At 60.2% G+C, this 12,920-nt stretch carries 10 protein-coding genes; 5 read left to right on the top strand and 5 right to left on the bottom strand.

Going from position 1 to position 12,920, the window contains the following annotated elements; all coding sequences use genetic code 11:
- Positions 1 to 63: 63 nt before the first annotated feature.
- Together nusA and rimP are read right to left on the bottom strand one after the other, a co-directional pair.
- On the bottom strand, positions 64 to 1,818 hold the full coding sequence (gene nusA / locus BLW03_RS15125) for a transcription termination factor NusA (RefSeq protein WP_074654817.1): 1,755 nt from the start codon (positions 1,816 to 1,818) through the stop codon (positions 64 to 66).
- A gap of 238 nt (positions 1,819 to 2,056) precedes the next feature.
- Complete coding sequence (rimP, locus tag BLW03_RS15115; protein WP_074654813.1) at positions 2,057 to 2,662, bottom strand: ribosome maturation factor RimP; 606 nt, start codon at positions 2,660 to 2,662, stop codon at positions 2,057 to 2,059.
- 306 nt (positions 2,663 to 2,968) lie between these two features.
- Here rimP and BLW03_RS15110 point away from each other — a divergent pair, with 306 nt between their 5' ends.
- Both BLW03_RS15110 and BLW03_RS15105 read left to right on the top strand, forming a co-directional pair.
- Positions 2,969 to 4,204 carry a diguanylate cyclase gene (locus BLW03_RS15110; protein ID WP_074654811.1) on the top strand — a complete coding sequence of 412 codons (1,236 nt, stop codon included), beginning with the start codon at positions 2,969 to 2,971 and terminating at the stop codon, positions 4,202 to 4,204.
- A 55-nt stretch (positions 4,205 to 4,259) separates the two neighbouring features.
- Positions 4,260 to 5,879 (top strand): DUF2339 domain-containing protein, encoded by a 1,620-nt coding sequence (locus tag BLW03_RS15105; protein WP_083350559.1) that lies wholly within the window; start codon positions 4,260 to 4,262, stop codon positions 5,877 to 5,879.
- A gap of 1 nt (position 5,880) precedes the next feature.
- Here BLW03_RS15105 and BLW03_RS15100 read toward each other — a convergent pair whose 3' ends face one another.
- Positions 5,881 to 6,348 carry a GtrA family protein gene (locus BLW03_RS15100; protein ID WP_170835047.1) on the bottom strand — a complete coding sequence of 156 codons (468 nt, stop codon included), beginning with the start codon at positions 6,346 to 6,348 and terminating at the stop codon, positions 5,881 to 5,883.
- Positions 6,349 to 6,405: 57 nt separating this feature from the next.
- Positions 6,406 to 7,341, bottom strand: a complete 936-nt coding sequence (locus BLW03_RS15095; protein WP_074654808.1) for a glycosyltransferase family 2 protein — start codon at positions 7,339 to 7,341, stop codon at positions 6,406 to 6,408.
- A gap of 201 nt (positions 7,342 to 7,542) precedes the next feature.
- On the opposite strand from BLW03_RS15095, the gene guaB reads away from it, so the two are divergent.
- Entirely contained in the window at positions 7,543 to 9,066 is a 1,524-nt protein-coding gene (gene guaB, locus BLW03_RS15090) for an IMP dehydrogenase (protein WP_074654807.1), read from the top strand.
- A gap of 64 nt (positions 9,067 to 9,130) precedes the next feature.
- Here the strand turns inward: guaB and BLW03_RS15085 are convergent, their stop codons facing one another.
- The gene (locus BLW03_RS15085; RefSeq protein WP_074654805.1) at positions 9,131 to 9,343 is read right to left on the bottom strand and encodes a DUF3606 domain-containing protein; all 213 of its coding nucleotides are present in this window, start codon (positions 9,341 to 9,343) and stop codon (positions 9,131 to 9,133) included.
- A gap of 123 nt (positions 9,344 to 9,466) precedes the next feature.
- Here BLW03_RS15085 and BLW03_RS15080 point away from each other — a divergent pair, with 123 nt between their 5' ends.
- Positions 9,467 to 10,189 carry an SDR family oxidoreductase gene (locus BLW03_RS15080; protein WP_074654804.1) on the top strand — a complete coding sequence of 241 codons (723 nt, stop codon included), beginning with the start codon at positions 9,467 to 9,469 and terminating at the stop codon, positions 10,187 to 10,189.
- Positions 10,190 to 10,416: 227 nt separating this feature from the next.
- The gene (locus BLW03_RS15075) at positions 10,417 to 12,846 is read left to right on the top strand and encodes a putative bifunctional diguanylate cyclase/phosphodiesterase (RefSeq protein ID WP_212733207.1); all 2,430 of its coding nucleotides are present in this window, start codon (positions 10,417 to 10,419) and stop codon (positions 12,844 to 12,846) included.
- Positions 12,847 to 12,920: the final 74 nt, after the last annotated feature.

Raw genomic sequence — 12,920 nt, 5'->3', positions numbered from 1 at the left:
GGAAAGCAGCTTGCCGTGGTACGCGGGTGGGCGGCGCAAAGTTGCACGCCGCCCTTTGCTCCGCTAACCACGGGTGTTCTCGTCCGGATCGATGGTCTCGTTCGAGATTTCACCAGCCTGATCGGCCAGGTCTTCCATCGTCTGGTTATCCATTTCAATCTGCGCTTCGCGGACGTCCGCATCGCTGCCGAAGCCGTCGATCTGGCCTTCGGCCTCTTCGCGCTCCAGCAACTCGTCGGCACTCTCCTCGACCTCGACCGGCTCAATGCCGTCGATGCCGCGCTCCGCAATAATCGCTTCCGGTGTCTTGCTCATGGAACTTTCCTCCGTCAGGTCGCCCTCGACGCCGCCCGGCTCGTTCGCATCGGCTGCCAGAAGAAGCACTTCGCCCTCTTCCGAGCCCTCGCTGTCCGTCGCCGGATCATACGGCTTGCCATCCTCTTCGGTTGGCGCGTCGTGTGACACAGAAGATTCAGATGCGCCGTTGTCGCCCAACGCCGCAGCGGTTTCGCTGACTGCACCAGCCGGGCGCTCTTCACCCTCTTCGTACTGACCGAAGTAGTGACGAACCGCCACGGCGATCTTCTCAACCGACTTCTCGCCGATGCCCGGGACTTCGCCCAGTTCCTCAGCCGTCATGTCGGAAAGATGCTCGACCGTGGTGATACCCGCCGCGATCAGCTTCTCGAGAACGTGCTCACCCAGCTCGGTGACCGCTTCAATCGCGGTGGAAGGTCCGCCGCCCAGAGCGGACATGGCCTGCTCCACTTCCTGGCGCTTCTCTTCCTCACTCTTGATGTCGATCTTCCAGCCCAGAAGCTTGGCTGCAAGGCGGACATTCTGACCCTTTTTACCAATGGCAAGTGAAAGCTGTGTGTCATCGACGATGACTTCCAGCTGCTTCTCGCCAAGGTCCGTGATCGAAACGCGCGAAACCTTCGCTGGCTGCAGAGCCTTCTCCGCAAACGTCGTGATCTCTTCCGAGAACTCGATGATATCGATCTTCTCGCCACGCAGTTCGCGAATGATCGACTGCACGCGCATCCCCTTCATGCCGACGCACGCGCCGACCGGATCCACGTCCTTGTCGCGCGACACAACAGCGATCTTCGTACGCTCGCCAGCCTCACGCGCAATCGCGCGGATCATGACGGTGCCGTCGTAGATCTCCGGCACTTCGCTCTGAAACAGTGTCTGCACCAGCGACGGGGCGGCACGGCTCACGATGACCTGCGGGCCCTTGGCTGCGCGGTCGACACGCAGCAGTGCCACGCGGATGCGCTCGCCGACGCTGAACTGCTCCAGGCGGCTTTGCTCGCGCTTCGGCATACGCGCTTCGGCCTTGCCCAGGTCGAAGATCACGTCCATCGGCTCAATGCGCTTCACCGTGGCGTTAATGATCTCGCCCACGCGGTGGTTGTATTCGTTGAACACAGTGTCGCGCTCAGCCTCGCGCACTTTCTGGAAGATGACCTGCTTCGCCATCTGCGCGGCAATGCGGCCCAGCGGCGACGTGTCCTTGTAGAAGCGCAGTTCCGCGCCCACTTCGACCTCCGGAGCAAGCTCACGGGCCTCGGTCAGCGTCAGAACGTTCTCAGGATCTTCAATCTCTGCATCGTCTTCGACGACGGTCTTGTACACATAGGCGCGGATCTCACCGCTCTCCTTATCGAACTCGCCGCGCATGTTTTCCTGCGTCTTGTAGAACTTGCGAGTTGCCAGTGCGATGGCGTCTTCCACGGCGCCCACCACGATCTCAGGATCAATTCCCTTGTCGCGGCTCATCGTCTCAATTGCCTGATAAAGTGCGCTTGCCATTGTTTCATTACCTCGAATTCTTCTATTCAGTTGTGGGTATTCGTCGTGCGTAGAGCTTGTTGCCTGCCGTGCCTTTTGCCACGATGCGGATGCCGTCGCGCCTTCTGCGAAGACTGATACGCGGAACGAAAACGTTGATGCATAGAACAGAAATGCGGATGCGTAGAACAAATTCCAGTCGAGCGAAGAATCGTAAGGGCAGGATGAGTGATTCCAACATTCCTGCATCCGTATTGCTCTAAATCTCTGCGACTAAATTCGCCTTCTCAATATCCCGCAGCGGAATACTGACCTTCTCCGGCGGCGGTGTGGCGCCCTGTTTCTTCTTGCCCTTCTGTTTCACAGCAGCCAGATCCAGCGTGACCACGTCATCGGCAAAGGTCATCCGGCCGGTCAGCGTCTTCATGCTGTTGATGGCGGTGAAGAGCTTGGCGGTGACCACAAATCCGCTGAAACGCTCGTAGTCCGCCGCACGGTAGAGCTTCCGTTCGATGCCAGGGGACGAGACTTCCAGCGTATATTCCGTGGATCCCGGGATCAGGTCTTCCACGTCCAGCACAGTGCCAAAGTCCATGGCGAAGCTCGCACAGTCCTCATGCGTGACACCGGAAAGCGCCTCCACCGGGACGCCGCTGGGCAGCCCAAGCGCCTCTGCCTCCGGATCGGCGGCAGCAGCGGCAGCCTTCGCCTTCAGTGCCTCACGGCCTGCGGCGTCCTTTTCCACGTAGACCCGCAGCGAGCGCGCCTTACCGGCTCCCAGAAACTCCACGTCCACAACCTCCAGGCCGTGGCTCGCAGCGACGCGGTCCGCCGCGGAACGAATTGCATCCATCGAAATTGCCATGCGGGAACCTCCTCGCAGTTACTGGGTAAAGTGCCGGCCGGCGGATGTCCCGGCCAAAGAAAATGGCGGGCTCTCGCCCACCAGTTGTTTCGCCAGCGCTGAGTCGCCTGGCGGAATAACTTGCCAACCACTTGATTTTACCCGGTCTTCGCCCTTTGTTCAATCCGGGCGATCTGAGTCTGCACTTTTCAGTCGACCGCAGTGTCCTCCACAATATTTTCGGCATGGTCAAATGACCCGGAAGCCCCATGGTGCCGTGCGTTGGGGCATGCCATCCTTTGAAGACTTCATCCCAGGAAACACTGATTGACCACGGCTTCCCTAAGCGAAATCCCTACGCAGGACAATTCGCCTGTCGCTCCGAAAGCCGCTACCGTGACCTACCTGGTCGCGCTGCTGGTGATCGCATCGATCTCGCTTACCTCGCACGTGCTGACGAATCGGATCATCGCCAGGCAGGCCAGCACGGCCCTGCTGGTAAACACGGCAGGTCGGCAGCGCATGCTGTCCCAACGCATTACGCGGATCGCGGAGCAGTCCGCCGACGGTACGGCAGAGCATCGGGCGGCGGCCACCGAGATCAGGACTCTCGCCGGCCGGATGGAGCTGGCGCAGCACCAGTTGATCTACGGCGACACCACCGCAGGTCTGCCGCCGTCCAACTCGGGCCGTCTGCACGAGCTTTACTTTGGGCCGGAGGTCCATCTGGAACAACAGGTCACGGACTTCGTCTCCGACTCACGGGCCTTCGCCGACGAATCTTCGCCAACGCTCTCGGACGAACATCTGCAGGCCATGGTCGTTGCAGCTACCGCACCGCTGCTCAACGGTCTCGACGCAGCCGTCGCCGAATACCAGGCGGCCTCGGAACACGATATCCGCCGGTTGAAGCACATGATGAACACGCTCACCGGCACCATGCTGATCGTGCTGGTGCTTGAGGCCCTGCTGATCTATCGGCCGCTGTTCAAGCGGTTGACGCAGGCAATCTCGTTACTCATGGCCGCGTCGACGACCGATTTCCTGACGGGCATCCTGAATCGCCGCGCCTTTCTGGCCAGCTCGGAACGGGAACTGGCAAACGCCGGTCGTACCCAGATGACGTGTTGCCTGCTGATGATCGACCTGGACCGCTTCAAGACCATCAATGACACCTATGGCCACCCCGCGGGCGACCTGGTGCTGCAGAACTTCGCCGCCGTGGCAAGGAGATCGATGCGCAGCGGCGACATCCTCGGACGGTTGGGCGGCGAAGAATTCGCTCTGCTGCTGCCCGCGACGGACCTGGCAGGAGGCATGCAGGCAGCGGAAAAACTGCGCGTCGCCTTTGCGGAAACGCGCGTCACGGTTGGTGTTCAAACAATCGCCGCAACCATCAGCACCGGCATGCTCTGCATCACACGCGGATCGCTCGCGGACAACATCGCGCAGGCCGACGCGTTGCTGTACAAGGCGAAGAACAGCGGCCGAAACCGCGTGGAATCTGCCCTGAGCACAGAGCCGTCTCCCGCAGCCAAGGGAGTTCCCGTGCGGGCGCAGTAGTGGATCGTCGTTCCCAACCTGTGACTCCGGAGTCCGTCCGACAAGAACGCCAGCGATGCGGCTGCGGCCAATCGTTCGGCAGTATCGCCGTATGTATGATCAGGCGAAGCTCGCGGTTCTTCGCGGCATCGATTGGCGAGAGGTAGCTCTTCGTATGCAGTTCTATCCAAGATGGTTCCGTCCGCTCATCGCGGCGGTACTCGCGTTGGGCTTTGTTCTCGTGATCGCGTTCACCTACCGGTGGCCGCTGATCTCTGACGCGCAGGTCTTCCACTACACGGACTTCCTGGTGAGCCACGGATACCAGCCATACAAAGACATCACCGACATGAATCTGCCAGGCACCTACCTTGTAGAAGGCACGGCGATGCACCTCTTCGGCGGCAGCGACCTGGCATGGCGGACGTACGACTTCAGCATGATTCTGCTGGCGATTCTTGCCGGTATCGTCATCGCTGCGCCGTACGACTGGCTTGCAGGTCTGTTTGCCGGCGTATTGTTCGCTTTGACCCATGCTGATGATGGCCCTGCAGCCTCATCTGAGCGCGACGAGGCCATGGCCATGATCCTGATGGTCTCCTACGCCTTTCTGTTTGAAGCGTTGCGCCGTAAAAAGCCCTGGATGCTGGTGCCGCCCGGCTTCCTTATGGGTATGGCCTGTGCCATGAAGCCCACGTTTGCGCCGCTCGGCCTGGCGCTGGTCGCAATGATGTGGCTAACGCTGCGCAAGCGGGACATCCCGGCGATGCCCTATCTCGCATGTGCCGTTGCTGGGGCGATGTCTTCCGCTGCACTTGTGCTGGGTTATCTGGTCCACCACGGTTCACTGGGAGGGCTGATATACATCAGCCGCACCATCACGCCGTTCTATGCGCAGATGTCACAGAACAGCCTGAAGCAGGTGACCTACGGCATCCTGCCATTCATTCTGAAATTGCTGGTTCCGCTGGGTCTCGTTGCCGCATTTCAGAACAGGTCATGGCGTAACTGGGAGCGGCCGGCGTTGCTGCTTGCGGTACTGTCAGGCGCGTTTTCCTACTTCATTCAACACAAGGGTTACCCCCACCACCGGTACCCCATGACCATGTTCCTGCCGCTGTGGCTCGGCATCGAACTGCTGCTTGCCATGCGTCGACCGGAGCGTTGGCTGCGGACCCTGGGCGCAGGGGCGATCGCGCTTGGCACTCTTGTGGGCGTGCCTTACTATCTTGTGCGCATCCATCGCATACCGGCGCCGAACCTGTTCACGCCATCGCTGGTCGCTGACCTGAACCGGCTTGGACCCGAGCGGCTGCAGCATCGGGTGCAATGCGTCGACCTGGTGTACGGATGCTATAGCGCCCTGTACCGGTTGAAGATACTGCCCAGCAGCGGCAGCATGGGCGATCTGCTGTATTTCGTAACGATCCCGTCGCCAGTGGTCGATCAGTATCGCGAGAAGTTCCAGCAAGAACTTGCGGCCAACCCGCCGTCCGTCATTGTGGTCACCAACCAGTGGTACGACCACAATCCCCCCAGCTTCGACAAGCTACAGCAGTGGCCGGCGTTCGCCACTTACTTAAACACCGAGTACGATCTCGCGCTCACCCGCACGTTTCCGGCTGAGCATGGCGAGGCGTATCGACTGTATCTGCGTAAAGGTACGACCCTGCCCAACTTACAAGCGGCGAACTGAGTTACTCCGCAGTTGCTTCCGGCTGCTTCCGGAACGAGAAGTATTTGTGTCCCAGGAAGCTGGTACAGACCGTAAGTGCAGTCAGAAGGGCGCCCGCCAGATAGGGCGCCCGCTGCTGCTGCGACGGGAGGACGCGCCCAAGAAACGCAGTGAGCGGAGCAATCGCAACCGCGCTAAATGCCATTGTTGGGAGATACACCACAAAGCTGCGCAGATACTCCGGCAGAAAGCGCCCCTTCGACCGGAAGACAAACAACTTATAGCCCAGGAACGACAAGGTGATGTTGGTAATGCCAGCAACCACGCTGGCCGCGCTCGCAGCGATGCCAGGGTGCGCAGGAACTGATCGAACGAATAGCCAGGTAAACAGGCTGAAACAGCCATAGCCGAAGAGGGTGTTCCCGACACCGACCAGGAGATACCGCACCACCTGGGCAGAAGGAACAAGCTGGCGAACGCGGCTGGTCAAAGCGAACAACACTCCTCTACCGGACTCAAGGTTGGATGGAAGATGATCAGGCGCAACTTAGTCGAAGTTGATGCGTTCCCGTTCGGTGACCAGCGGACGATTCTGCACAATCGAGTGGATGGACCCAACATACTCCCCAATGATGCCGATGGAGATCAACTGAACCGATCCAAGAAAAAATAGACCGACCATGATGGGTGCCAGGCCTAACTGAAAGTGCTGCCAGAAAATCAGCTTGGCGATAAGGTACCCAAACGCAAGCACAAGGCTGAATGCGGCGCATAGAAAACCACCCAACATTACCAGCCGCAGAGGCACCTTCGACATGTTGGTGATGCCCAGCATCGCCATGTCATACAGGGTGTAGAAGTTGTTCTTCGTAATGCCGCGGGTTCGACGCTTCTGGTTGTAGTAAACCTCTTTATGCGGCAGGCCGATCTCCGCGATCTGCCCACGAAGGTAAGGGTTCGGATCCTTGAAGTCGTTGCGAAGGATTTCAATGACCTTCTTGTCATACAGACCAAAGCCCGTGTAGTGCTCAATCACCTTGACGTCGGTCAGCTTCGCGATCAGCTTGTAATAGATCGACCGCACCGAATAGACCATGGCGTTCTCATCGCTGGTGCGCTTCACACCGACCACGATGGGATAGCCCGCCTCCCACTCGCGCAGGAATTCGAAGAGGAGTTCCGGCGGATCCTGCAAATCGGACAGGAGGACCACTACGGCATCGCCGGTGGCCGACAGAATCGCGTGCTGCGGTGAGCGAATGTGGCCGAAGTTCCGTGCGTTACAGATGACCTTGACATGCGGGTCTGTGGCGGCGAGACCACGAAGCAACTCAACGGTGCGATCCGTAGAGTGGTTGTCGATCAGGATGTGCTCGTAGCGGTACTGCGGAAGCTGCGCAAAGAGGGATCGAACGCGTTCGACCAACGCTTCAACGTTGCCTTCTTCGTTGTAGCAAGGGCTTACTACACTGATCAGCTTCATAGATGCGGGGCATCACCTATATGTATGGAAATACAAGGCGAGTCTAGCATCCCGGCCCCCAGGTTGACTTTCACTGGAACGGCAAAGCAGTCCCGGCTCCTAAGGGCTGCCAGGACCCCGATTTACGTCGGTTTCGCTGGGGCGCAAAGCGTCGCAGTCATGCTGTGTCGCATGGGATGGCGCTACAATCTGTAGAACTTTATGCTGATTAGTCCACTTCCCGAAGCGCTGACGTTTGACGACGTCCTCCTTGTGCCTGCCTTTTCGGACGTGGTTCCGACGCAGGTGAACACCGCAACTCGACTCACCGCGCGCATCACCCTGAACACGCCGCTGCTTTCCGCCGCCATGGACACCGTCACGGAGTCTCGCCTGGCCATCGCCATGGCGCAGGCCGGGGGCATGGGCGTCGTGCATCGCAACCTCTCCATCGAACAGCAGGCCAGCGAGATCGACAAGGTCAAGCGTTCTGAGAGCGGCATGATCGTCGACCCCGTCACCATCGAACCGGAGCAGCCGATCGCAGCCGCCCTCGAGGTCATGCGCCGCTACAAGATCAGCGGCGTGCCCGTCACCAAGAACAAGAAGCTCGTCGGCATCCTGACCAACCGCGATCTCCGCTTCGTCTCCCGCACGGACATCCCGATCAGCGAGGTGATGACAAAGACCAACCTCATCACCGTGCCCGTCGGCACCACGCTCGAAGATGCAGAGCATATCCTGCATCAGCATCGCGTCGAAAAGCTCCTCGTCGTCAACGATGCCTTCGAGCTCAAGGGCCTGATCACCGTCAAGGACATCCAGAAGAAGCTGAAGTATCCCAACGCCTGCAAGGATGAGCAGGGCCGTCTGCGCGTGGCCGGTGCCATCGGCGCAACGGGCGACTTCCTGGAGCGCGCCGCGGCTCTCGTCGAAGAGCACGTCGACGCACTCGCCATCGACTCCGCGCACGGCCACTCGTCGCGCGTTCTCGAAGCGGTCACCGAGTGCAAGAAGCGCTTCCCGCACATCGATCTGCTCGCCGGAAACATCGCTACCTACGACGGTTGCCTCGCGCTCATCGACGCCGGTGCAGACGCAGTCAAGGTCGGTATCGGTCCCGGCTCCATCTGCACCACGCGCATGGTCACCGGCGCCGGGATGCCGCAGATCACCGCAATTAGCGAAGCCTATCGCGCAGCGAAGTCACGCGGCGTTACGGTCATCGCAGACGGTGGCATCAAGTATTCGGGGGACGTCACCAAGGCGATCGCCGCGGGTGCCGGCTGCATCATGATCGGCTCGCTCTTCGCAGGTGTTGACGAGTCGCCGGGCGAAACCATCCTGTACCAGGGCCGCAGTTTCAAGAGCTACCGTGGCATGGGCTCACTCTCGGCCATGGCACAGGGCTCAGGCGAGCGCTACTTCCAGGGCAAGGACGATCTCAACGGATCGAACGAGCCCAACCGCTCCCTGACTGCGCCAGAACCGTCCATGAACAACCGCCTGGCCAAGTTTGTTCCGGAGGGCATCGAGGGCCGCGTTCCCTACCGCGGACCGCTCGGCGACATGGTCTACCAACTCGTCGGCGGCCTGCGCAGCGGCATGGGCTACCTGGGCTGCGAAACCATTGCAGACCTGCAGGAGAACGCACGCTTCGTCCGCATCAGTGGCGCCGGCCTGCGCGAGTCGCATGTGCATGACGTCGTCATCACACGCGAAGCACCTAACTACCACGCGGAATAAACACCACGCAGCACGACAAAAGGCCACCCGCAGGGGTGGCCTTCGTCCTTGCCTGGTGAGAGGTCTACGCGCCGTGCTTCTGGTGCTGCGGGCTCGATACTTCGTGCTTCGCCAACGCTGCGCGAATCTTCACAACATGGGTACCATGTACGCGAATCGCCTCATGCAGGGCCTCGCCGGTCACGCCCAGTTCCTTGCTCCAGTAGTGAATGTCCGACGAAACCTTCGGGTTGATCTCGGTCTCGCTGCTGGGTCCGTGCTCTACATTTGCTGACATGCTTTGGTTCTCCTGGAAGGTGGATGCGAGGCAGAGCGCCTGGGCCGTCCACGATGAGAATTCACACGCAAAAGAACATCTTCCGGAGCGATGCTTCATCTGAAGCCAAGAGGTAATTTACGTATGGCTGAGAAAGCAAAGATTGCCCTGGTCACAGGCGCAAACAAGGGCATCGGTTATGAGGTATCCCGGCAACTAGCAGAGAAGGGTTACACCGTCCTGCTGGGTGCGCGTGATGTGAAGCTGGGCGAAGCTGCCGCAGCAAAGCTGCAGGGCAACGTGAGCGTCATCCACATCGATCTCGCCTCGCCGGAGACCTCCACCGCCGCAGCAAGGCAGATTGAAGAGAAGTACGGCGTGCTCGATGTCCTGGTGAACAACGCCGGCATGATCGACTGGACCGACGGCCCGCCAAGCACGACGAAGGTCGACGCCGTCCGCAAGATCTTCGATACCAACTTCTTCGGCACCATTGAGGTCACACAGGCCTTTCTACCGCTCGTGAAGAAGTCCTCCGCCGGACGCATCGTGAACGTCTCCAGCGGTCTTGGTTCACTCGCACAGAACGGTGACACCGCCTGGCCCTTCGCCGAAGTCAAAGCGCTCGGCTACTGCAGCTCCAAAGCGGCGCTGAACATGATGACCGTACAACTCGCCTACGAGTTGCGCGCAACGCCCGTCAAGGTGAACTCCGCCGATCCCGGCTACACCGACACCGACCTGAACAACCACGGCGGTCACCAGACGGTGGCAGAAGGCTCCGAAGCCATTGTGCGCCTCGCCACGCTGGACGAAAACGGCCCTACCGGCGGCTACTTCGACCGTAATGGCCGCGTCCCCTGGTAGTTATCCGCAGCGCCTCTTGAGTCGAGCAGCAGCCGTTCCACCCAGTGCCGGACGGGACGGCGTTGCCGCCTCAGATCAATGCGGCGGGCCCCATTGTTCGTGCTGCTTAGCCACATATTCATGCGGTCAATGCGTCGCTATGTCCGGTACAGGGCGCGGTCAGCCAGCATTCTCGGAAAGAATGGTCTTACGCCGAGGCCCACTTGTTCGCGAACCTGCTCGCCCCCATGGTTCCACTGTTCTTCCTTGTTGTGCTGATCATTCTGCAGCGGCAAGGCCGCGACGACCGCCGCATGCGGTGGTGGATCTACGCCTGGCTCTGCCGCGTGTTCTCCCTCCTTTCGCTGCTCCCTACGACCTCTGCCCGACCGGCACTTTGGGCGCTCTTTCTCTCGGCCATCGGCGCCTCAGCCTGCAACGTATGCTGCATCCTGTCTTCGCCGCTCCTGCGGCAAAGCAGGCGACAGCTCTACTGGACGGGAGCAGGCTTCGGCCTGCCGGTGTTCGCCTTTGCGACGCTCGTCTTCTTCGGCAATGGCAGCCATTGGCCGCTGTACCTCACCGTCACGCTTGGGCTGCTGGGTGGATCTTTCGCGACGGCACAGTTCTTTCGAAGCGAGCGGCGGCCGCTCGCGATCCTGTTACTCCTCTATGCGTTGAGCTCTCTTCCGATGGTGTCCGCCATCTCTCGCGGTGACATCTCAGGCGCTCTCTCGCTGGTATTCGTCCAGACGGTTCTCATCAGTGCCCTGGTGTTCTGGTGGAGCTATCCCCGGCGGTCGGCTGGACTCTACGTCACGCTCTTCGGGCTCGCGGTGTGGATCGTATCTTCGCCTGCAGCCGGCCATCTCTTTCCGCATCTGGCGTTGTTCGCAGGCAGTGTCGTCATTGGCGACCGAATCGTCGGCATCGGCATGATCATGATCCTGGCGCAGGAGAGTCTGGAGCGTGCGCGCCAACTTGCCTTTGACCTGGAAGCCCTTTTCGCAGTGAGCCCGCACATGATGTGGGTCGTGGATCAGGAAACCCTGGTGCCCACACTGGCGAACCAGGCCGCGGCCGATGCGCATGGCTATTCGCTGGAAGAGTTCGAAAAGCTCAGTGTGCAGCAGCTTGTCGATCCTGTGATGCTTCCCGTGCTCTCCGTAGGGCGCCGGCAGCAGGAGCGGTCAATCACTGCCTCGCTGCATCGACGCAAAGATGGCACCGTCTTTCCAGTGGACGTCGAATCGCGTGAGGTGCTGATGGGCGGCCGGCATCAGCGGCTGATCATGGGCGTCGATGTGACCGAACGCGAAGCCCTTCTGAGACAGCTCGCCTACGAAACAGCCCATGATCCGCTCACTGGTCTCTACTCCCGCAAAGGCCTCATGGACCAGGAAGATCAACTCTTCCAGAAATGCCGGGCCGAAGGCACAGGCGTCGCTCTCGCCTCCATCAGCCTGCGGCAGTTCAAGGCCGTGAACGACACCTACGGTGACGTGACCGGCGATCAGTGCCTGCAGATACTGGCGAAACGCATCGCCGCTTTCACATGCAACCGGGGCATTGCCGCACGAACCTCGGGCGATCACTTCAAGGTCCTGTTCAGCGGTGTGACCGGCGCCGAAGAGGCCGAGCAACTCACGAACGATCTCCTGCGGAAGCTTTGCGAACCGATCGTCCTTGGCGAAATCTCGATCCGCATGCGCATCAGCATTGGGATCGCTGCTACGCCGAAGGATGGGTACTTCCCCGCCGAACTACGAAGCAAGGCGCAGACCGCCATGTGGAAGGCCTGCGGACTGAGCGGCAGCATCGCATGTCCCTTCGTGCCGGAGTACGCCGCAGACGAGGTTAAAGATCTGCGGATCGTCGCGGCCATCGAAGAGATGCTGGCGAACGACAGTTTCGAGGTGTACTACCAGCCCGTATGCCGGCCAGGCGGTGAAATCTACGGTCTGGAAGCACTGCTGCGCATGAACCATCCTGTGCTGGGCAGCATCAGCCCCGCCGTCTTCATACCAGTTGCGGAGGAGAGCGGCCTCATCATCTCCCTGGGCCAGTGGGTCCTGGAACGCGTCTGCCTGCAGATTCAGGAGTGGAGACAGATAGGCGTCCCTCTCTTCCCCGTCGCCGTGAATATCTCCGGTCTGCAGTTTCGGCAGTCAGACTTTTCCAGTCGCATCCTGGGCGCGCTGGATGCCTTCGATATTCCGTGCACGCTTCTGCACCTTGAGATGACCGAGTCGACCGTGCTGCAAAACATCTCCGACGCGTTGGGAGAGATGGAGAAACTCTCTAGCAGCGGCCTCGAATTTTCCATCGATGACTTCGGCACAGGCTACTCGTCTCTTGGCCGGCTGCAGCAGATGCCAATCTCCACGCTGAAGATCGACCGCTCGTTCGTCACCGGGATCACGCCCGCCACCAGCCTGATGGTGGCCGCCATCATCTCGCTCGCGCATGCTCTCGGCATGAAGGTCATCGCTGAAGGTGTCGAGTTCCCGGAGGAGTTAAACGTCCTCCGCGATCTGAAGTGTGACCTCATCCAGGGCTATATTTTCTCGCGGCCGTTGCCGCCACGGACGCTGGAGGCCCTGTTGCACGCCGGATCCTGCGACGCCTCCAAATTGCACTTCAGGGCGCAGGTGGCAGATCAACTCAAGCCGGCATAACTCCATCGATCTCCTGCACTATCCCTGAACCATTGTCCCCGGCTCTTCCGAAGACAATAGTTCGATCTCGAATC

The sequence above is a fragment of the Terriglobus roseus genome (genome assembly GCF_900105625.1).
Taxonomy (GTDB): Bacteria; Acidobacteriota; Terriglobia; order Terriglobales; family Acidobacteriaceae; genus Terriglobus; species Terriglobus roseus_B.
Note: the sequence above shows the minus strand (reverse complement) of the source record. Positions and strands in the feature narration are given on the sequence as shown.